The organism is Rhodoglobus sp. G.S.4, assembly GCF_056619605.1.
The window spans coordinates 2,155,505-2,175,395 of sequence record NZ_CM152748.1; the positions used below are offsets into that span (position 1 = coordinate 2,155,505).

Genomic DNA, 19,891 nt, shown 5'->3' on the forward strand with positions numbered 1-19,891 from the left:
GGCGACAAATCAGATCCGAACCAAGGTGCTCTGCTTCTTCTCGACGCTCAGCGGCACTCATCCCGAGATCACGACAGATCCGGCGGTGTCGGCGCTCGAGTCGGCGCCTAGTTCTTCACATCCTTGAGCGCTGAGCCGTCCCCGTACTTACTCGCAGAGATCACGCTGAGTTTCCCGTTGGATTCCAAGACGACGCTTCGAATGTCCGCTAGGTCACCCGCTCCGCTTTCCCGGATCGCCTGATGCACTTCAGACTCGGTAAGGCGGGCGCGCCTTAGTGCCTGGTGGCGGACCGTCCCGTCGCTAAACAGCAGCACTGGGGTGGAGGTGACCACGCCTCGGGCACGCGGCCACCTAGATGTAGCCCACGCAACAATGAACTGAAGAACAGCAAGAAGTGCGAACGCTGCGGCGCCCTCCGACCATGACACATCCGTGTTCGACAAGACTGTCGCCAAGATGGAGCCGAGCGCGACCGTCACGACAAAGTCAAAGATATTGAGCTGTGACAGGGTGCGTTTGCCCGAGATACGTAAGACGATGATGAGAGTGGCGTATCCCGCTGTTCCCGCAAGCGCGATACGGATGAGGTCAGACCACGAATCGAACCACATGATGTGTCACCTTTTCCCCTGACGGCAGCGCAACGCTCCTCTGCGTCACACCATAGTTGGGTCATCCTGCTACTGGTTCTTGAACTCGCCCAAAGTAGGAACCATGATCCGCGACCGATTCACAACCGCATGGGCTTGCTGCGCTTACCTGCGTTCGCCGCTAGCAATCGCGTTTAGGATGCGCAGCCTTCGAACCTCAACAAGTTCCACGCTGTCGAGTCGGTGCGGTACATACGTCGGCAGACCAGTGGGCAGTGGCGACGACAGGAACCGTCGAACGGCAACCAGAAGCGGACATACGGTTTGCTAACAACGCCTTCTTGACTATTTGATATATGTCTAATAAGTGCCATACTGGGACCATGCCTAAAGCTCTCCCGGTCTTGGATGATGTGTCGCCGATCTGCTGCGCGCCGCTGTCATCAACTCCGGACTTTCCCCTAGATGATGCGGTGCGTCTCGCGGTGCGATTGAAGGCACTGGCTGATCCTGCGCGTCTTCGGCTCATCGCGTTTATGCTCAACCAGCCCAACAAGGAAGCCTGCACTTGCGACCTAGCACCGGCCGTTGGGCTTTCGGAACCGACGGTTAGCCATCATCTAAAGACGCTGGAGAAGGCCGGACTTGTCTCAAAGGAGCGCCGGGGTATGAACGTGCAGTACGCGGTCGAATCCAAGGCGATCCGGGCCCTCGGCGTCGCTATCCATGTGGACGCGCCCGCCAACTTCGCCCCCCCGACCTGTTCTACCTAAGCGAGAAAGAGAACCTCATGCCCACGATCCATATTTACGAAGCTGCCCTCTGCTGCGACACCGGAGTGTGCGGTGCCGACATCGACCAGTCACTCGTGACCGTTACCGCAGACGTTCGCAGCCTTCAAGAACTGGGCGCAGACATTACGCGCCATAACCTGGCCAACGACCCCACGGCGTTCACAGACGATGAAACGGTGCGCGCATTCATGCACACCGTCGGGTCGAAGGGACTGCCGCTGACCGTCGTCGATGGAGTCACCGTTGCCACCGGCGCATATCCCACTAAAGAGGCGCTGCACGACCTTGCCGGCCTCGGCACCCCTGCCACGACATCCGCTGAGCGTCTCGACCTCGGGCTCACCCAGAAGACGGCCGGCGGCTGCTGCGGTGGAACTGGATGTTGCTGAGTCGACCGTGAAGTTTCTCGAAGATCCACCCAGATTCCTCTTCTTTACCGGCAAGGGAGGCGTCGGCAAAACCTCGGTCGCCTGCGCGACCGCGCTCGAGATCGCTGCCCGCGGCAAGCAAGTTCTGCTGGTGAGCACCGACCCCGCATCCAATATCGGTCGTGTACCACCGAGATCGCCCGCCAGATCGGTGACAGCCTCACGTTCGTTACGCCGCTGATGCGCCTGCAGGATCCGGCGCAGACAAAGGTCATCCTCGTCACCCTGGCAGAAACAACCCCCGTACTCGAAGCCGAAGGGCTACAGCAGGACCTGGAACGTGCGGGCATTCACCCATGGGGCTGGGTAGTCAACAATTCGATCGCTGCCACGCACCCGGTGTCGCCGTTTTTGCGCAAGCGGGCCGCGAACGAAGTCGAACAGATCGCCCGCGTGCGTGCGCTCAGCCCACGGATCGCGCTCGTGCCGCTGCTCGCCGAAGAGCCGATCGGTGAGGTGAAGCTCTCCAGATTGACGCAGCGTGCTCACCAGCCTGTCTAGACCGCAGTCGCACTCGTACGCCGAGCCAGCATGCGTCGCACAAATTTTTCCGTCTCGATGAACCCCAGCAGGGTCGATGCGGCTAGTGCACACCCCACTCACTCGCTGAGGGTGAGCGGCACAAGCCCCAGCACGCCCGCGCTGACCGGCCAGGTCATCACGAGCCACTGCAACCCGAGCGAGCCGAGGGCGGTCGCGATGAGAAACGGGTTGCTGAATGGGCTGATGGTGAAGAGCGAGCGGCGCTCGGTGCGCGCGCTGCCCGATTGGAAGAAACTCATGAGAACGAACACCGTCATCGTGATGGTGCGTACGTGCTCGATTTCATAGCCCGCGGCGAGCGCCATTTGGAAGGTGATGAGCAGCACGGTCGCCATCCAACTCGCCGACATCACGGTGCGCACCCACAGTTCGCGGGACAGGATACCCTCGCGCGCGGCCCGCGGAGGTCGCCGCGGCTCGTCCCCCTCCGCAGGCTCAAACGCGAGCGCAACGTCTTGTAGGCCACTCGTAACAACGTTAATCCACAACACCTGCACGGGTATCAAGAGCAACGGCTGCTCAAAAAAGAAGCTGATGGCGACGGCGAGCATGATGCCAAATCCGGTCGACAGCAAGAAGAAGGTAGCTTTGCGGATCGCCGAGAACACGATGCGCCCCTGCCGCACCGCCTCGACAACGGTGGCGAAGCGGTCATCGGTGAGCACGACATCTGCGGCCTCGCGCGCCACGTCCGTGCCCGATTCGCCCATCGCGACGCCGATCGCGGCCGCCTTGAGCGCGGGCGCGTCGTTCACGCCGTCGCCCGTTACAGCAACCGTGTCGCCATTGGCCTGCAGCGCCTGCACGACGCGCAGCTTGTCTGAGGGTGAGACCCGCGCCACCACTCCGGCGTGAGCGACACGTTCGGCTAGCGCTGCGTCGTTGAGGTCGTCGAGTTCGTCGCCCGTAATCACGTTGTCGTAGTCGGCGATGCCGAGCCGACGCGCGATTGTGGTGGCGGTCAACGGGTGGTCGCCGGTCACCATAATGACGCGCATCCCTGCTCCGACACAGAGTGAAATCGACTCGAGGACCTCCTCACGCGGCGGGTCGGTGAGCGCAACGAGCCCGAGCAACTGCAAGCCGGCGGGGTGCGGCAGCTCCGGCCCTGACAGCTCGTTGTCGGCCACCGTACGGCAGGCGATTGCCAGTACCCGGTAACCGTCGCCGGCCAGTTGATCGTGTGCATCCTGCACTCGCTGGCGCGCGGCAGCGTCGAGGGTACTCCCCCCCCAGCTTCTGAGCTGCACATCGATAGCACCAGTTCGGACGCACCCTTCACATAGAGCATGAGCGCGGCATCGTCGCCGTGCCCGCCACGGCGCAGTGACTGCGAGTAGCGGTTTTGCGGCTCGTACGGGAGTCGGGCCACTTGGTCGGGTAGGTCGTCATCATCGCTCGTCCCCCCGAGCGAGCGCGCAAGCACGGCGAGCGCCACGTCGACAGCGTCACCGATGAAGCCACTCTCATTATCACCGTGCGGGTGCGCCTCGTTGACGAGGGCGCCGGCCATGACGATCTCGCGCAGCACGCCGCTCGGCTGGTGAGGCAGGGTCGACACGTCGATTGCATCGCCGCCGGGTATCCACACGCGCTCGGCGGTGAGCCGGTTTTCGGTGAGCGTTCCCGTTTTGTCACTCGCGATCACGGTTGTCGAGCCCAACGTTTCAGCGGCGGGCAGCGTGCGCACAATCGCATCCTGGGCTGCCATTCGACGCACACCGATCGCCAGCGCGACGGTCATCACTACCGGCAAAGCTTCAGGAATCGTCGCGACGGCCATGGCGATCGCTGACAGGAATACTGTTTCGAGGTTTTCCCCCAGCAACAGGCCGGTGATGACCACAGCGACAGCGACAGCGGCCACGAAAATTCCGATACGGCGCTCGAGGCGGCGGATACTCTGCTGCAGCGGCGTGCGCTCCGAGCTGGTCTGTACGAGCTCGTTAATGCGCCCCAACTCGGTATAGCGGCCCGTTGCCACGACAACACCGCGGCCGCGACCGAACGTGACAAAGGTGCCACTGTAAAGCATCCCGTGACGGTCGCCCATTGCGGCATGCTCGGAAACGGGCGCGGAAGTCTTGTGCACCTGCTCTGACTCGCCGGTCAGCATCGACTCGTCGACCTGCAGGGCATGAGCCTCGATGACGCGCACGTCGGCGGCCACCTGCTCGCCACTCTCGAGCGCGACAACATCGCCCGGCACGAGGTCGACCGCGGGAAGCCGGATGATGTGGCCGTCACGCACAGCGCGTGCAGCGGGCACCGTGAGCGAGGCAAGCGCACGCATCTCGCGCTCGGCGTGCGTCTCTTCCCAGAACCCAATCGACGCGTTCAGCACGAGCACGATGAGAATCGCCGTGGCGTCAACCCAGTCCTGCAGCAACAGTGCAACTGTCGCCGCAACCAACAGAATTGCGATAAGTGGCGACCGAAATTGTCGCGCTGCCACCACCCACGGGGGCGTCGGCTTGCGCACTTCCAGCTGGTTCGGCCCAACCCTAGCGCGGCGCGCGTCGGCCTCGGCCGTCGTCAGCCCGTGCGAGCTCGAATCAAGCTGTGTGAAGGCCCCCTCGGGGCGAGCGCATACCACGGTGTCTCCGGCTCGCCTGTTGTCATGCCACCACGCCACCGCGGCTGGGGTTTTCCACAGCCGAAAACAGTATCGTTTGCGTATGACTTCGCTTGCAGGATCCTCCATTCTTGTCGTTGGCGCCTCAGGGGGCCTTGGCTCCGCGATCGCTCGAATTTTGGCTGCTGAAGGCGCCATCCTGACCCTCCACGGGCGATCAGAAGAAAAAGTGCGCGCCCGGGCCGTGCCAGGAACATTCGTGAAATCTGATCTTCGCGATTCCGGCTCTGGCGTCGAACTTATCAGTGCCGCCCTAGGCGCCCATGGGCAGCTCGATGGTGTCATCAACGCGGCCGGAGTAGTAGCCTTTGGTCCGGCATCTCACGCCGACGACGAGACAATGGATGCGCTCTTCACCGTAAACGCGCTTGGGCCGATGCGCCTGCTCCGTGCAGCACGCCCCGCCCTGCTCGAGTCAGCGGCAGCGAAGCGCGACCCATTCTTTCTTACCCTGAGCGGCATCGTCAGCGAATCCCCTACAGCGAACATGGCCGCCTACTCCGCATCCAAAGCGGCACTCGCCGCGTTCGGGCAGGCAGCGGGCCGCGAACTGCGCCGCGACGGCATCCGGCTCCTTGACGCCCGACCCGGCCACACCGAGACGGGGCTCGCCACTAGGCCGGTCGCTGGCACCGCGCCCACCATGCCCACCGGCTTCGACCCCGCCGATGTTGCTCGCCGCATCGTTGACGCAATCGTTGCCGGAGAGAAGGACCTACCGAGCGGAGCTTTCACACCGCAGTCCGCAGCCTGATCTGCTGCGAAGCTCACTAGTCGATCGGGATGCGCTCGTCATAGATCGCTGCCTGGCGGTCACCTAACCTGCGATGAACAGCTCCCAGAGGATCGCTAGGAAGATCACGGTGAAGATCGCCGGGGTGACGAACTTCACGATCGTCGTCCACCATGCGGTCTGGATGATCTGCTGCACGAGCCGGGACGGACTCTCGATCTGCGCCAGATCGACCGCCACGGCTTTCGCTTCGCTGGCGGCCGTGTACTGAGCGATGGAGCCAAGAATTCCCGAGGCGAGTAGGATTCCCGCCGCCGCTATTCGCACGGCCACCGGGCTGCCATCGAATCCGTCTAGAGCAAGCGCGGTAATGACAACAGTAAGCAGGAAGGTTGGCGCAAATTGCGCCATTACGATGTGCAACCGTGCTCCCGACCAGAGGCCGAGCAGATCTTTTTCATTCACCCTCTCGACTATACCTAAGCGAAAGCAGTCGGCCCGGCATCCCGCACGCTGCCATGGTCCCAACCGGCTCCGTTGCGGGCGTGGTCTCGACCTGGTGAGCGTGTTCCGCACCTCAGCCCGCGCGTGAGGCTAGCACCCGAATTTCCCCCAGCCACGCCGCGGCGCGCGACGGACTAGGTTGCTACCGGAGTAGGGTCGCCGCGTGCCCTTCCTACGCTCTCGCGTCGTTCTGTTTCTTGCGTTCGCGTTCACGCTCATGGCTGACCCTGTATCCTCGGTCGCCTACGCGGTCGAAGCGGCGCTCCGGGCGCTGGATGGTCGGCTCGACCTGCTCGTCGCGACGATGGGGCTCGTGGTGTCGATCATCGCGCTCGTTGTCCTGAACTACCGGGCTCTGATCGCCCGCTATCCGGATGGCGGTGGAGCATCGGCTGCCATCGGTGAAGCCTTCGGTGACGGCTGGTCGTTTCTGCCAGTTGGCTCGCTCGTGGTCGACTTCGTACTGACCATCGCGATTAGCGTCTCGGCAGCCGCATCGGCCGTCATTGCCTACTTTCCCGTGCTTGCGCCGTGGCGCTTGCTGATTGCCCTCGCGCTTGTGGCCGTTGTTGGCGGGTTGTCCCTGTTCGGAAATCTTGGGCGAATCCTGTTCGCGCTGATGACGGTGAGCTTCGTCGCGGTGGCAGCGTCGGTGCTCCTGTTCAGTGTTGTTGCCGCGCCACTCGATTCGGCAGTCCTCGACGATTCGGCAGCTGCCGACCCGAACGCGCTTGCGGGCGCTGTCGCCGTCATACTGGCTTTTCCCGTCGCGATGGCGCTCGCGACCGGTGTCGAGGCTCCCTCGACGGCGATTGCGCAGCTCGGCGGACTCGATTCTGATGGTCGCCGCTGGTTCGGGCAACTCACACTGTGGCTCACTCTCGGCATCGTTGGCGTACTCACGCTCACCTTCGCAGTGCAAGCGACACGGCTTGGCATCAGCATCCCCGACGAGGGGTCGACTCTCATTGCCGACTTTGCCCGGCACGTCGCCCCGGCCCCGCTGTTTGGACTCTTCCAGCTCATGACCGCGCTGCTACTGCTCGCCGCGGCAAGTTCTTCCTTTCAGGCGGGCCCGGGGCTACTGAAAGCGCTCGCGGTGCATCCTTCGGGCACGAACGCCGTGGGCATTCTGCCTGCGGCATTGGGGAGTGTGAATCGGCGCCACACCCCATATTGGGGTCTCGTACTCTTCACCGCTCTCTCGATGGTCGTCCTCGCTGCCACCGGCGCTGACGACCAGCGGCTCGTACTGTTCTACGCGGTGGCTGTATTTTTGAGCTTCCTCTCCGGCTTGCTAGCGATGGCTCGGTTCACACATCTGGCCCGCCAGCACAAACGCTTCGTCCTCAACGTGATCGGCGCGGCCATTGTGGCGTTCACGCTTATCGTCAACCTTGCCCGCGGGTGGCCCCTCGTGAGCCTCGCGGCTGCAGCGCTCATAGCAGCCACACTGTGGGCGCTATGGGTGCGCGCGGGCCGCCCAGAGGGCATCCGATCGATCGAATCCCTTCGAAAACAGGATGGGGATGGTCGCGATGCATCGGAACTCTAACGCCGATATCTGAAGACCGCCGAGCAGACCGTGATGTCGTTGGCGCCAGCACACAGTCGTTGCGAGAGTTTGATCAGGTCAAGTTTGTTTCTGAGCTGCACGAGGACGAGTCACAACCGCCAGCGCCAGCCCGCCAATTAGCGCGAGGCCCTGTGCGACAACTGCTATTACCTTGTCGGGATACCACACGGGTTCGTAGATCACCGGGAACCCGATTGCGCTCAAATCCAATGGAACATATACCGATGCCACCAGTAGTGCGAGGCCGCCCGCCGCAATCACTGCCACGACCAGCCCAGTCCACCACCGATATACCACCAGAATCAGGACGGCCGCGAGGATGTTCACTACACCTTGGATGCGGAACAGGGCACCCTGACTGACTAGTGAGCCGACGATGGCATCGAAGGGAGACGCGAGGACGAAGTGCACGTAGGCGTTAACCAAAAGCGCTAGTGCAATCCAGATTCGTGCCGCAATGATGAAAATTTTCATGTCCTTGCTCTCTCTCGATAACTTTCTGGAAATGCTGAAGCCGGCGGGGAGCGATTCGTTCGCTCCCCGCCGGCGTCATTCACAGAGTGGTTTTACTGAATACCCTTGTTGGCTGCGATTCCGCCAGCGAGTGCCGTTGCCGTCATCGGCATGTGGCCTGCAGCTTCCTTCAACAGCGAGAAGTAGGCAGGGTCACCGGCGATGTTCGCGTCAATCGCTGCAACGAGCGACGTGGCGTGCATCTCAAGCTCAGCCTGTACGGCTTCGGCCGGCAGTTCAGGAACAACAGAGTTGATCAGCTGGCCGAACGATACCGCGTAGCCACCCAGGTCTGACATGGCCTGTTCGATGCCAGCCTCGTCTCCCGTTGCCTTTGCGACCGCGTAGTTCACGAAGAACGGGATGTGCGAGCGCCATGAATCAAGGAAAGGCTGCTCAGCGTCCGGGTAGGCCGAGCCTACGAGGGCTGCGATCTCAACCGAGTTGCTGTCGAGGGTTTCAACTGCTGCAGCGACGTCTGCCGTCGTGAGGTCGCCACCATCGGCTAGTGCCTGGTCAATGGCTGCACCGGCGAGGTAGACGTGGTCGGCGAGCAGTGCGGTTAGCGTTGCACGCAACGTCGAGCCGTCGCTGTTTACCGTGTCAGTGACCGCTGAAGAGGTCATGTCGTCGGTAGTGGCGGGCGACTCTGCTGCAGCTGAGCAGCCCGAGAGTGCTAGTACCGCGGCGAGTCCGAGACCGGTGATTGCTGTGATTTTACGCATTGTTTCTTCTCCTTGATGATGGTGTGTTGTGTCGTACGGATTGTTACGGTTCGACCGTGACGCTTGCGTTCATGGTCAAGTGCGGTTGGCAGTAGTAGAAGTACTCGCCGGGTTCGTCGAAGGTGTAAGAGAACGTGTCGCCCTCCTGACCCTTCGGCGCTAGATCGTGGTCAAAGAGGCCGTCGGGTGTCTGCGTACCGCGGAGACCCGTTGATTCGTTTACATCGCCCCAGGCTCCGGAGGTCACGGTGTGGCCGATCGTCTCGCCGTTCTGCCAGGTAACCGTGGTGCCAACCTTGACGGTGAGGTCTTTCGGCATGAACTTCAGGCCGATAGTCGTAACGACGTTTTCGCCGGCTTCGGCAGACTGCTCGGTGCCACTTGTCGCTGACGGCATCGTTGGGGACGGTTGCGAACCTGCGCATCCTGAAAGCGCGACGAGAAGTGCTGGCAAGATGAGCGCACCTGCGAGGGTGGCTTTCGGTGCCCGAAGTGTTCTGGTGAGTGACATGTAGATGATTCGGCGCCCTGCGCGAAGTGGTTTGGTATCAATTTTTGGGCGCAGAAAAACTGACCTCGAGAGGGGTGCCCGAAGGCACAACGCCGCTCGGCGCGCTGCTCAGGCCCACGCCGCTGTACGAATTCGCCGCACGGGCTGGCCGACGACGTTAGGCACTAAGGGTTCTGCGACGCACGTTTGACCCGGGATCGGGTCCGGATCGATGACTGGTCCCGATCCGAGGCCGAAGCTGCGGCCTCGGGCAGGTCGGCGTCGTTCGTCTGATACTGGTTCATTGTGCTCGCTGGCAGCAACCAGTGGAAGGTCAGGCGCTCGTCCTACCGGCGGACGTCCGGCATCGTTTCGGTGACGCGAAGTCCAATCGGGGCGCCGATGTGGCTGAAGGAGATTACCTTCTTCGGGCGAAACTACGGGAATTTTCACCGTCGCCCCCCCGTAACGAAACCCGAATGCGCAAAATAGCTTGCGCTATACTATAGTGGGATGAGACCTGCCGCCCGATCCGAGGCGTTCGCAGATATAAAGGACTATCCTCCGGGAGAGTTGAGCAAAGGAGCTCCATGCACGTACAAGACGTCGCGGCGCCCTCGTCAGCACAGCTGACAGGCAAAGCCAGCAAAACCGAGCGTAAGCACCTTCGCGCCCTCAGCTGGGGCCACGCCCTCGAATGGTACGACTGGGCGATCTTCGGGCTACTCTCTTCGTACCTTGGGGCCGCTTTCTTCCCCGCAGACAGCGCGCTCGCATCGACGCTGAATGCACTCGCCGTCTTCGCCGTTGGATTCATCGCTCGCCCCATTGGCGGCGTCATCTTCGGGTCTATCGCCGACAGAGCCGGCCGCCGCAAGATCATGATCTTCGCCATCACAGCCGTTGCCTTTGGCAGCTTTGTCATCGGCGTCTTGCCGGGGTATGAGACCATCGGTGTCGCCGCGCCGGTCATAGTCGTCGCCATGCGTCTGCTGCAGGGTCTGTCTGCCGGCGTTGAGGCACCCCTTGGCACCGCCTACGCACTCGAACTGGTTCCGAACCGTCCCGGTTATGTCTCCGGCTTCTTCGGATTCTTCAACAACCTCGGAAACTTGCTCGCACCACTGTCGATCTTTTTCCTCACGCAGCTGCTCGTGGGTGACAACCTCGCAGAGTGGGGCTGGCGCATTCCGTTCATCATCGGCGGTCTCTTCGGTCTCATCGTGTTGTGGCTGCGCACCACGCTGCCTGAGACGCTCAACATCGACGGCGCACGCGAAGCGAAGGTTGTGAAGAAGCAGCTCCCCTCGGTATGGGGCGACGTGCGCAAGTACTGGCTGAGCGTTTTGGCGACCGTCTTCATCGTCGGTGCCATTCAGGCCTATAACTACACGTGGATCGCCGGTCTGCCCAACCTCGCGCGCGCTGCTTTCCAGGAAGACCCCGCCGCTGTTTTCGGTATCACCACCGGCTTCGGAGTCTTCATGACTCTTGGCGCACTGTTCCTCAGCAAGTATCTTGACCGCTTCCCGATGTCGAAGGTATTCGTCGTTGCTCGCGTCCTGGCAATTCCGACGATCTTCCTGTCATTGCTCTACACACAGCCCGGCATCGGAACTTTCGCAGGGGTTATGTTCGGCGGCGCAATCGTGTTGCTTCTCAACATGACGATCTTCGTCACGGTCTCGAACTCGCTACTGCCCCAACACATTCGCGGCACGGGCCTCGGCCTCGGTTACGGCGTAGGCGTTGCGCTATTCGGTGGCACCGCTTCGTATCTTTTGCTGTGGACGCAGGGCGAGGGCACGTTCTGGATGTTCCCGATATACATCGCCACCCTGTGCGCCATTAGCGTGGTTCTGTACCTCGCAGCGAAGAAGCGCAACGGCATCTTCGTCGGTAAGTAGGCGAACTCTCTGCGCGGTACCGTCGGCGACGTCGGCGGTACCGCGCAGAGGTTCCCCACCGATACAGGCACCCTAGAAAGAACGGAACCATGGAACGCTTCATCATCGACACTGATCCCGGCATCGACGACGCCGGCGCACTTTTCTGGGCACTCGCAACGGACGAGTTCCATGTCGAGGCGCTCACCACCGTCTTCGGGAACGTGAACGTTCAGAAGGCAACCGCCAACGCACGTAAGATCACGCACCTGTCGGGTCGCCCGGACCTGCCGATTTGGGTTGGTGCTCCCCGCCCTCTCGTAGGCGAGCCAAATTTCGCCGAGCACATTCACCGCCCCAGCGGAGTTGGGTACTGGGAATACCCCGATCCAGCTCCCGGCGCTGATGGCCCCACCGAGGCCGTGCAGAAGATGATCGAGCTCGTCATGTCGAACCCGGGCGAGATCAGCATCATGGCGCTCGCACCGCTCACGAACGTCGCTCTCGCGATCTCGTTGGAGCCGAAGTTTGCTGAGAACGTTCGCCGGATCATCTATATGGGTGGAGCAGCTCTCACATGGGGAAATGCCTCTCCTGTTGCCAGCGCGAACATCTTCAACGATCCCGAAGCTGCCGAAATCGTCATCCAATCTGGAGCGAAGCTCACACAGGTCGGTCTCGACGTGTGCCGCAAATTCTCGGTTACTCCTGAACGGGTCGAGAAGCTCTGGACATCGGGTTCGCCCATGGGCCGGGCCCTGTGCGAGATGATCGGCTATCCTGACCGCCACCAGGACACCACTGAGATGCCCGAGTGGAAGATCGAAGGCATGCACCTGAACGATGTTCCGTGTGTTGCATACGCCATCAACCCCGACTGGTTCCAAATGCGCCATCTGCGCGTCGATGTCGAACTCGACGGCAAGCACACCCGCGGACAGACGGTCGTCCAGATGGTTGACCGCTGGGGCGGAGTCCCCAATGTCGATGTGTTGCTGGACATTGACGCGGCAGCTGTTGCAGACGCGCTCGTCGAGTCCGTCACCGCTTTCGGAACCAAGCACTAGAGCGACGGACGGCTGCACACTCTGAGCGCAGCCAGCAGCACAAGCCTTCGGCCGTGGATTTTAGACACGGTCGAAGGCTTCGTCTTTCTCCCGGACACTTAGAAAGGTACGACTGTGACTCAAGAACTTCTTGCTTCAGACGCGGAACTCATCGATGCCGCCGCCGCACTCCTGTCACGGGTGCATGATCCTGGCGCGGTTCGAGTTGCCGCCGCTGCACGTGGCGTCTCGGGAGCCGTGTATCTCGGCGTGAGTCTCGCCACCCCGCGCGTCAAGGTGTGCGCAGAAAGCAGCGCGGTCGCCAACGCGAAAATTGGCGGCGAGGAAGCCATCACCACGATCGTTTCTGTCGGACTCAGGGGTGACGATGTTCCGCACGTCATCAATCCGTGCGGGGTGTGCCGTGAACTGATCCCGAAATTTGGTCAGGATCTACGCGTCCTCGTCGACACTGGGGACGGTGTCGTCGCCGCAGCGGAACCCATCGAACTCCTGCCCATGCCGTGGATACGCGCTCGCTCCTACGACGATTAAAGAAGCAATAAGAAGGCCCCCTGAACTCAGCTCGAGTTCAGGGGGCCTTCTCGTTGTTTTCTAGCGCCAAGGAAGGGGGCTGCGCAGGGCTTCGCCGATCATTCGCAGAACGCCGTCAAAGTTCATGTCCACCACAACGCGGTGCAGGGGTCGCGTCTCATCCTCGACGGGGTGTACACCGGCCAAGTAGCGGTCCCCCGTCGCTGGATCTTGGAACGTCTGCAACGGGCGCTGCACGGATGCCGTGATCAGATCAGGTCGCAGAAGGGCAGCGACGGCCATGCTGTCGTTGATACCCATGACGCGCTCGTCCCCTGGTTGTGGGTACGAGCGGCTGTAAAATCCTGCGTAGTCCGCACTGATCTTCGTGATCAGGTTGGCGGGTGCGTAGCCCGTCGACTCTGCGATCTCGAGGAAGAAGTTCTCGGGAACGAGAGCCTGGCGCGTGACATAGGGGCCGCACCATGTCACATCACCCTCGTGAGCGGCGACAGATTCAGCGGCGTCGATGTCAAACGTCACGTTGGGATCACGCGACACTCGGAAGCGGCGATCAGCCCACGGTTCGGTGTCGCGGTAAAGCGCGGGCCCCAGCGTGCCAACGATCACGGTGCTGCGTAGCATCTTCAGCAGATCAGGTTCACTCTCTAACGCGCGAGCAAGGTTCGTCTGCGGGCCAATGGCGAGATAGTCGATCTCACCGGGATGCTGGCGCACAAGTTCGAGCACTACGTCAACACCGCTGGGCTCGGTCGCAACGGAGACCGCGGGGCGCAAACCGGTGTTCCCGAACCCGTCTTCGCCGTGAATGCCCGGGTTCAGGCGCAGCTCCTGCTTAACGGGAACATCGCTTCCGCGGTAGACCGGAACGTCACTGCGCCCGCAGGTGTCGAGCACGTATCGCGCATTGTCTGCCGCACGTTCGCCCGTGCAGTTTCCGAAGACGCTGACCACCGCAAGGATCTCCACGTCGGGTTCCGCTGCAAGCAGCATGATCGCCAGTGCGTCGTCTACACCCGTATCGGTGTCGATAATCACTTTTCTCTTCGTCATGATTCCTAACTTTCCGCTGCGTCTGCGCAGCAGGTTGTGAGCGTGGGGCCTTACGGTGCGCTGAGTCCAACGCTCGCGAATGCCGCTTGCGCGCGCGCTTCGGTGAGCGTCGCCGCGAATGCCAGGGCAGATGCAGGTGCAGAAACGCCAACGCCGATCGCGAAGCGACCGTATGACTGCAGCGCGTGCGGAATCGGAGCCACCACGTGCGCACCTGTCACGGAGCGCAACTCGGATACCTGCTGGATGGCAATATCTGCACGACCGTCGACCACGGCTTCAGCGGTGAGACCTGCGGGAAAGTGCACGGCACGCTCGTCGATAATGTCGAGCAGGTTACGTTCGCGCAGCACTTTCATGAAATGAATACCGCTGGCGCCAGAGAGCGTGTACGCGACTCGAAAGTCGCAAAGATACTGAAGAAATTCCTCTTCGGTATCTGAAGCAGGCGCCCGTGTGTCAGTTAGCCGCGCGAACCCGACGGCCGAGACTGCGATGTCAGAAACGGTTTCCTCATCGAGAATGCCCTGAGCTGCTAGGTCATGCGCGGAAGCCGAAACGCCCAGAAACAAATCAGGACGCTCGCCGCCAGCGATCTTGTCGAGCAGCACAGTGGTCGGCTCAAACGTTGCCACGACGCGATCACCCGTAGCGGCTTCGAACGCTGGAATAAGTTCTTCAACGAGCGGCTGTCGAACGACGAGTCCGCTGTATAGCGTGATCATGCTTTGGGCTCCTGAGGGGGCTGAGGCTGCAGGGCAGCGAGGTGTTGCGTCGTTAGGGGTGCGGTGCGCATCCCTGATGTGAGGAAGAAGATTTGCGCGGTGTGTTCGAGTTCTTCGAGCGCATCCAACGCCGAGTCGAGGTCAGCGCCGGCAATCACTGGCCCGTGGTTGCGCAACAACAGCGCGTGCGAGCGCGTGGCAGCTCGCTGGACGGCACGGGTCGCTGCCTTATCGCCTGGCGCAAAGTACGGTAGGACCTGCAGTGGCGCAACGCGCATTCCGTAGTACGCGGTGAGCGGTGGCAGCGCGTCATCTTGGTCAAGATCAGCCAGGCAGGATAGCGCAGCAGCGTGCACCGAGTGCGTATGCACGATTGCGTGCGCCGACGGTCGAGCCCGAAGAACGGCAACGTGCAAAAACGCCTCTTTTGTCGGTGGAGGACCTTCGAGATGACGACCCTCACCATCGAGCACAGATAGATCGGTGCTCGAGACATCGGCCATGCTCACACCTGTTGGGGTCACCAAAATGCGATCTCCTTCGCGTACCGCCAGATTGCCCGTACGACCATGAGTGAGCCCGCGCCTGTGGATAGAGTGTGCCACGCGTTCGACAGTTTTACGTAGGTCAGTCATCGCTTGCATCTCCCACAACGGAGGTGAACATGTCGATGTCACCAAAGTTTCCTGACTTCAGCACGAGGTGCACGCCATGGGTCACGTCATGAATCCAGGGCGCACCTACGGCAGCCTCATCCCCCACAACAGCAACCGTGGTTCCGAGTTCACGGATCACTGCGCCCGACGTCTCACCACCTGCGACGAGCATGCGCTGAACCCCACGGCACGCCAGTCCGTGGGCGACGATTCCTGCCACTTGTTCGTACAGCTCACCGGCCTCTGGCAGTTCGTCATTGCGTTCTTCGTCCGAGCTTGACGAGTAAATCAGCGCGGAGATTTCTGCGGGCTGTTTATCCCACCACGTCAACGCTGCCTCAGCCAGTTCCAATGCCGTCTGGCCTGGTTCTGCAATGACGCGGTGCGAGGGTCCACCAGATGTCTGAAACGCGGCAATCTGCTCAAGAGTCCGTCGCGAACAACTTCCAGCGATGATCGCGGTGCGTCCGGCGGGCGGTGCGGAAATTGTGCGGCCGGATGCGAACTGACGTCCGGCAATTGCACCGATGAGACCGGCAGACCCGGCGGTCAGCACTGCGGTGTCTACAGCTTCGGCGATTGCCGCGAGATCGGCGGCGTCAACGGCATCTGCGATCACGTGTGCAATACCTGCGCTCTCGGCTGCGGTGATCGTGGCGCGTGCTACAGCCGCTCCAGCATGCACTGCAGAAAGCGGCAGCGTTGTGACAGTGCCCTGCACCTGCGGAGTGAGCAGGCTCACGAGGTTCGAGTCTCGCATCGGCGTGATCGGATGGTGCGCCATGTGCGTCTCATGCAACGGAACGTTAAAGACGTACAGATTTCCGTCACTCACGGTGCGCCCGTGGATGGGGGCCGCAGGGGTCGTCACCACCGTCGACACTCCCAGAGCCTGGGCGAGCGCCTCAGTGACGGGCCCGATGTTCCCCTCATCCGTTGAATCGAACGTCGAGCAGTACTTGAAGTAAAAGCGCGTGGCGCCAGCGTCCTGCAACGTACGTAGCGCCACCAGGCTCGTCGCTACGGCGTCAGCCACCGGGATCGAGCGGGTCTTCAGGCCAGTCACGATGGCGTCAGCATCTCCCGTGACGGGAGTTTCTGCATTGAGGGTAAGCAGCGTTCGCAGGCCCTCGCGGCTGAGGGCCGCAGCCACATCGGTTGCACCCGTCACATCATCAGCAATGACGCCAATCATCGTGGTGATCCCTCGATCACGGCGCGCAAGCGCGAAGCGGCAACACTCGGACCGTCGAGGACAGGCACGGTGATATGGTCACGCAGCACCTCGGCCGCGGGAGCGAGTGAATACTGAGCGAGCACGACCACGTCGTAGGGCTCGCTCGCCGCAGAAATAGCGGCGCCCAGGTGGGCGGCTAGCTCGGCAACGGCGAGAGGTTTGGCCGCGGCGGGCACCACGATGGGGTGGATGGAGGTCGCCGCGCCTGCAGCTGCAAAGACAGCTTTGAGGCGCGCGGTGCTGTCTTCAGCCGCTGACTCCAGTGACGCGACGAGGAGAACGCTCGCGGGCGAGAGCGCTACGGTGTCTTCGAAAAGCGGTCCGTCCGCGGAAAACACGGCAACACCGTCGGTTGCGGGGTCACGGTAGTCGGCGCGCACGCCGTATTGGGAGCACGTCAGCAAGATACCGTCCGCCCCGCCAGCGAGGGCGGACTCGATCAGAACGTCCATGCGAGCAGCGAGTGGTGCGGTCATCTCCCCTTGCTGCTTCAGATCGGAAAGCAGATGGTCGTCAAGAAGATTCCACACCGTGCTGTTCGGAATTGCCGCGCTCACCGCGGCTGCTGCCGGTGCAATGGCCAGCGTTGTCGCACTAATCAGGGCGATTTTCACGGCGTTCACTGGGTAATCCTTTCGATCCAGTTGAGGCCTTCGTCAGTGTCGCCGACGGGACCATACTCGCAACCAACCCATCCGGAGTAGCCGCTGGCGGCAATCCGTGCAAGCACCTGCTCGTACGCAATTTCCCCTGTTCCGGGCTCGCCTCGGCCGGGATTATCCGCAATCTGTACGTGCTTGACCAGTGGGGCAAGCCGCTCGAACCGCTCGATCACGTTGCCGCGGTCGGCCTGTGCGTGATAGACGTCGAACAGCACGCCCACGGTGCCAGGGTCAACGGCTTCAGCTACTGCGGCCGCCGTCTCCATCGAAGCCAAGCCGTAGGTTGGCTGCTCGCGCTTGTTGATCGCTTCGAGCACGATGTGAACGCCAGCCGCGCGAGCCTGCGCTGCAGCCCAGCCAATGTTGGTGACGTATGTCGCAAAGGCGAACTCCGGGTCCACTTCCGCGGGACGCAGGCCAGCCATCACGTGGACGATGGGGTTGCCGAGCACATCTGCGTAGTGGAGTGCCCGCTCGACGCCCTCACGAAATACGGTCTGAGCGGATGGCACATACGCTGTGCCCATGGCGGTAGCGGAACCCGCAGGACCACCGGGGGTGTTGATCAGCGCCTGCGTGAGGCCGGCGTTATCGAGCAACTCTCGCACGCGCGCAGCAGGGAGCTCGTAGGGGGATGCAAATTCAACCCCCGTGAAACCTGCAGCCGCAGCCGCGTCGAATCGTGCTTCGAAGGGCAGCTCGGTGTACATCCATTTGAGGTTGGCTGCCAGCCGGAGCTGCCCGCCCGATGTCTGGATGATCATGCTACGTCTTCTCGGTATGCCGGATTCACAACGAACTGCGCATCGCCCCCCGCGAGAACGCTGATCACGTTGGCTGCGGCCATACGACCAGACTCGCCACGCGCTTCACGGGTTGCGCCCGCGACGTGGGTCGTGGCGAGGATGCCAGGCGTGTGAAGAAGCGCACTGTCTGCAGGCAGGGGTTCCTGCTCGAACACGTCCAGAGCTGCGCCGCCAATCACACCGGCGCGAACAGCGTCGACAACGGCCGCTTCATCAACAATGCCGCCACGAGCCGTGTTAACCAGAACCGCGTCGTTCTTCATGGAACGCAAGCGCTCCGCATTGATGAGGTTTCGCGTCGAGTCATCGAGGAACAGATGCAGCGTCACGAAATCGGCCTGCGAAAGAACGTCGTCAAGCTCCGCACGGGCAATATTGTGTTCTGAAGCGAATTCGTCGTCGAAGTACGGGTCATAGGCGATGACCTTCATGCCGAAACCTGCGGCAATCGTGGCCACGGCCTTGCCGATGGATCCGAGACCCAACACTCCCAACGTCGCGCCACGGAGCTCGCGGCCCGAGAGCTGCTGCCAGGTCCCTGCTCTCAGGTTGGTGACGTTCTCGGGAACACGACGGGCAACACCCAACATGAGTGCGAAAACGTGTTCGGCAACGGCCTGACGATTAGCGCCCGCCGTGACACAGACTGGAACACCCTGAATCGTTGCTGCTTCGACGTCAACGCTGTCGTACCCGACACCCGTTCGTACGACGATCTGCAGGTTCGGAGCGCTGGCAAGATCGTTCGCTGTCAGCGGCTGAGTTCCCGCGATGATGGCGCGCGTTGAGGCCAAGATCGCACGACGGTCTACCTCAGAATAGGCAGCAAGGTTCGGCTCGTGGCGCGTCGTCAGACCGGCACCACGCAGCAGTGTGTCTACCTCGTCGCCCGGGTTGAGGAACGCGGTAGTGATTATGACATCGTGGGACGTGGTGTTTTCGCTCACCAGATTCCTCCTTGGTACTCAGAGGCGGTGAATGCACCGCCGTGATACTGGGGGGCAGGAACGTCAAGGTCGACGTCCTGCGCGTGCTCCGCCGCATTGTCTTGCGGGGTGAATCCGATAGCAGCCCAACCGGCCTGCGCATCCCACCAGCCATCGGCGTTTGCCGAGACACCATAAACAACCTGGCATCCCACAGGACCGTTTTCAATCGCGCAGCGAGTCAGCTCAATGCCATCTCGCCAGCTCAACCACAGCGCAAGCTGGCGCACATCTTCGGGCTCGGGACGGAACGTTCCGATGCGCAATAACACCGATTCCACTCCCCACTTGTCGTAGTACAGGCTCGCCAGTGCCTCGCCAAACGCTTTCGAAACGCCGTAGTACGAGTCTGGGCGAATCGAAGCGCTCTCGTCGAGACGTTCGGAGGCGGGGTGAAACCCGATGATGTGGTTGGAACTGGCAAACACGATACGGCGCACTCCCGCGCGGCGCGATGCCTCGTAGACGTTGTATGTGCCGTCAATGTTGGCTTCGCGGATGCGTTCGAATGACGCTTCGTCTGCGACAGCTCCAAGGTGCACGATCACGTCGATGCCTTGGGCAGCCGCGGTCAGGGCCTCCAGGTCGCTGAGGTCACCGACGACGACCTCTTCGTGTGCGAAGAGGTGTTCGACCGGTTCGCTGCGCACGTATAGGACCACGCGTTCATAGTTCCCCGCGAGTCCTTCTCGGATCACGCGGCCCATGCGGCCAGCGCCTCCTGTATAGAGGACGGAAGTCATGA

23 protein-coding genes and 2 pseudogenes are annotated in these 19,891 nt (G+C 61.8%); 9 read left to right on the forward strand and 16 right to left on the reverse strand.

Annotation, left to right across the window (positions count from 1 at the left end):
- Positions 1-107: 107 nt before the first annotated feature.
- Entirely contained in the window at positions 108-614 is a 507-nt protein-coding gene (locus AC061P_RS10565) for a DUF421 domain-containing protein (RefSeq protein WP_480391165.1), read from the reverse strand.
- Between the two features lie 362 nt (positions 615-976).
- Between AC061P_RS10565 and AC061P_RS10570 the strand changes: the two genes are divergently transcribed.
- Genes AC061P_RS10570 through AC061P_RS10585 form a run of 4 tightly spaced genes read left to right on the forward strand, consistent with a single transcriptional unit; the run spans position 977 to position 2,316 of the window.
- Complete coding sequence (locus AC061P_RS10570) at positions 977-1,366, forward strand: metalloregulator ArsR/SmtB family transcription factor (protein ID WP_480391166.1); 390 nt, start codon at positions 977-979, stop codon at positions 1,364-1,366.
- 17 nt (positions 1,367-1,383) lie between these two features.
- Positions 1,384-1,776 carry an arsenite efflux transporter metallochaperone ArsD gene (gene arsD / locus AC061P_RS10575; protein ID WP_480391167.1) on the forward strand — a complete coding sequence of 131 codons (393 nt, stop codon included), beginning with the start codon at positions 1,384-1,386 and terminating at the stop codon, positions 1,774-1,776.
- A gap of 7 nt (positions 1,777-1,783) precedes the next feature.
- Positions 1,784-1,996: an ArsA-related P-loop ATPase gene (locus tag AC061P_RS10580; RefSeq protein WP_480392176.1), complete on the forward strand. Its 213-nt coding sequence runs from the start codon at positions 1,784-1,786 to the stop codon at positions 1,994-1,996.
- The gene (locus tag AC061P_RS10585) at positions 1,996-2,316 is read left to right on the forward strand and encodes an ArsA-related P-loop ATPase (RefSeq protein ID WP_480391168.1); all 321 of its coding nucleotides are present in this window, start codon (positions 1,996-1,998) and stop codon (positions 2,314-2,316) included. Before AC061P_RS10580 ends, AC061P_RS10585 begins: the two co-directional genes overlap by 1 nt.
- A gap of 98 nt (positions 2,317-2,414) precedes the next feature.
- Here AC061P_RS10585 and AC061P_RS10590 read toward each other — a convergent pair whose 3' ends face one another.
- The 3 genes and pseudogenes from AC061P_RS10590 to AC061P_RS10600 all read right to left on the reverse strand — a co-directional run.
- Positions 2,415-3,440: an HAD-IC family P-type ATPase gene (locus tag AC061P_RS10590; RefSeq protein WP_480392177.1), complete on the reverse strand. Its 1,026-nt coding sequence runs from the start codon at positions 3,438-3,440 to the stop codon at positions 2,415-2,417.
- Between the two features lie 12 nt (positions 3,441-3,452).
- Positions 3,453-3,608, reverse strand: a pseudogene (locus AC061P_RS10595) (hypothetical protein); the annotation flags it as partial.
- 44 nt (positions 3,609-3,652) lie between these two features.
- Positions 3,653-5,131, reverse strand: a pseudogene (locus tag AC061P_RS10600) (cation-translocating P-type ATPase); the annotation flags it as partial.
- On the opposite strand from AC061P_RS10600, the gene AC061P_RS10605 reads away from it, so the two are divergent.
- Positions 5,037-5,747: an SDR family NAD(P)-dependent oxidoreductase gene (locus AC061P_RS10605; protein WP_449647268.1), complete on the forward strand. Its 711-nt coding sequence runs from the start codon at positions 5,037-5,039 to the stop codon at positions 5,745-5,747. The pseudogene AC061P_RS10600 and the gene AC061P_RS10605 overlap by 95 nt on opposite strands.
- A gap of 63 nt (positions 5,748-5,810) precedes the next feature.
- On the opposite strand, the gene AC061P_RS10610 is transcribed toward AC061P_RS10605, so the two are convergent.
- Positions 5,811-6,191, reverse strand: a complete 381-nt coding sequence (locus tag AC061P_RS10610) for a hypothetical protein (RefSeq protein WP_449647269.1) — start codon at positions 6,189-6,191, stop codon at positions 5,811-5,813.
- A gap of 202 nt (positions 6,192-6,393) precedes the next feature.
- On the opposite strand from AC061P_RS10610, the gene AC061P_RS10615 reads away from it, so the two are divergent.
- The gene (locus AC061P_RS10615) at positions 6,394-7,785 is read left to right on the forward strand and encodes an APC family permease (protein WP_449647270.1); all 1,392 of its coding nucleotides are present in this window, start codon (positions 6,394-6,396) and stop codon (positions 7,783-7,785) included.
- 78 nt (positions 7,786-7,863) lie between these two features.
- Here AC061P_RS10615 and AC061P_RS10620 read toward each other — a convergent pair whose 3' ends face one another.
- From AC061P_RS10620 to AC061P_RS10630, 3 genes are all read right to left on the reverse strand, one after another.
- Positions 7,864-8,280 carry a hypothetical protein gene (locus AC061P_RS10620; protein WP_449647271.1) on the reverse strand — a complete coding sequence of 139 codons (417 nt, stop codon included), beginning with the start codon at positions 8,278-8,280 and terminating at the stop codon, positions 7,864-7,866.
- A 92-nt stretch (positions 8,281-8,372) separates the two neighbouring features.
- Entirely contained in the window at positions 8,373-9,044 is a 672-nt protein-coding gene (locus tag AC061P_RS10625) for a hypothetical protein (RefSeq protein ID WP_449647272.1), read from the reverse strand.
- Between the two features lie 43 nt (positions 9,045-9,087).
- Positions 9,088-9,555, reverse strand: coding sequence for a cupredoxin domain-containing protein (locus tag AC061P_RS10630; protein WP_449624221.1), 468 nt, complete (start codon positions 9,553-9,555; stop codon positions 9,088-9,090).
- 569 nt (positions 9,556-10,124) lie between these two features.
- On the opposite strand from AC061P_RS10630, the gene AC061P_RS10635 reads away from it, so the two are divergent.
- From AC061P_RS10635 to AC061P_RS10645, 3 genes are all read left to right on the forward strand, one after another.
- A complete protein-coding gene (locus tag AC061P_RS10635) occupies positions 10,125-11,441 on the forward strand; it encodes an MFS transporter (protein WP_449647273.1) in 1,317 nt (438 codons plus the stop codon).
- An 89-nt stretch (positions 11,442-11,530) separates the two neighbouring features.
- Complete coding sequence (locus AC061P_RS10640) at positions 11,531-12,487, forward strand: nucleoside hydrolase (RefSeq protein ID WP_449647274.1); 957 nt, start codon at positions 11,531-11,533, stop codon at positions 12,485-12,487.
- A 114-nt stretch (positions 12,488-12,601) separates the two neighbouring features.
- Complete coding sequence (locus AC061P_RS10645) at positions 12,602-13,021, forward strand: cytidine/deoxycytidylate deaminase family protein (RefSeq protein WP_449647275.1); 420 nt, start codon at positions 12,602-12,604, stop codon at positions 13,019-13,021.
- A gap of 60 nt (positions 13,022-13,081) precedes the next feature.
- On the opposite strand, the gene AC061P_RS10650 is transcribed toward AC061P_RS10645, so the two are convergent.
- Genes AC061P_RS10650 through AC061P_RS10685 form a run of 8 tightly spaced genes read right to left on the reverse strand, consistent with a single transcriptional unit; the run spans position 13,082 to position 19,889 of the window.
- Positions 13,082-14,074 (reverse strand): nucleoside hydrolase, encoded by a 993-nt coding sequence (locus AC061P_RS10650; RefSeq protein ID WP_449647276.1) that lies wholly within the window; start codon positions 14,072-14,074, stop codon positions 13,082-13,084.
- Positions 14,075-14,124: 50 nt separating this feature from the next.
- On the reverse strand, positions 14,125-14,799 hold the full coding sequence (locus AC061P_RS10655; protein WP_449647277.1) for a substrate-binding domain-containing protein: 675 nt from the start codon (positions 14,797-14,799) through the stop codon (positions 14,125-14,127).
- A complete protein-coding gene (locus tag AC061P_RS10660; RefSeq protein WP_480391169.1) occupies positions 14,796-15,434 on the reverse strand; it encodes a class II aldolase/adducin family protein in 639 nt (212 codons plus the stop codon). Before AC061P_RS10660 ends, AC061P_RS10655 begins: the two co-directional genes overlap by 4 nt.
- Positions 15,427-16,650, reverse strand: coding sequence for a 3-oxo-tetronate kinase (gene otnK, locus AC061P_RS10665; protein WP_449647279.1), 1,224 nt, complete (start codon positions 16,648-16,650; stop codon positions 15,427-15,429). The genes AC061P_RS10660 and otnK overlap by 8 nt, the downstream gene beginning before the upstream one ends.
- Positions 16,647-17,315, reverse strand: a complete 669-nt coding sequence (locus AC061P_RS10670; RefSeq protein ID WP_480391170.1) for a hypothetical protein — start codon at positions 17,313-17,315, stop codon at positions 16,647-16,649. The genes otnK and AC061P_RS10670 overlap by 4 nt, the downstream gene beginning before the upstream one ends.
- Positions 17,312-18,118 (reverse strand): hydroxypyruvate isomerase family protein, encoded by an 807-nt coding sequence (locus AC061P_RS10675; RefSeq protein ID WP_480391171.1) that lies wholly within the window; start codon positions 18,116-18,118, stop codon positions 17,312-17,314. The genes AC061P_RS10670 and AC061P_RS10675 overlap by 4 nt, the downstream gene beginning before the upstream one ends.
- Positions 18,115-19,107, reverse strand: a complete 993-nt coding sequence (locus tag AC061P_RS10680; RefSeq protein ID WP_480391172.1) for a phosphoglycerate dehydrogenase — start codon at positions 19,105-19,107, stop codon at positions 18,115-18,117. Before AC061P_RS10680 ends, AC061P_RS10675 begins: the two co-directional genes overlap by 4 nt.
- Positions 19,104-19,889, reverse strand: coding sequence for an NAD-dependent epimerase/dehydratase family protein (locus AC061P_RS10685; protein ID WP_480391173.1), 786 nt, complete (start codon positions 19,887-19,889; stop codon positions 19,104-19,106). The genes AC061P_RS10680 and AC061P_RS10685 overlap by 4 nt, the downstream gene beginning before the upstream one ends.
- Positions 19,890-19,891 lie beyond the last annotated feature (2 nt).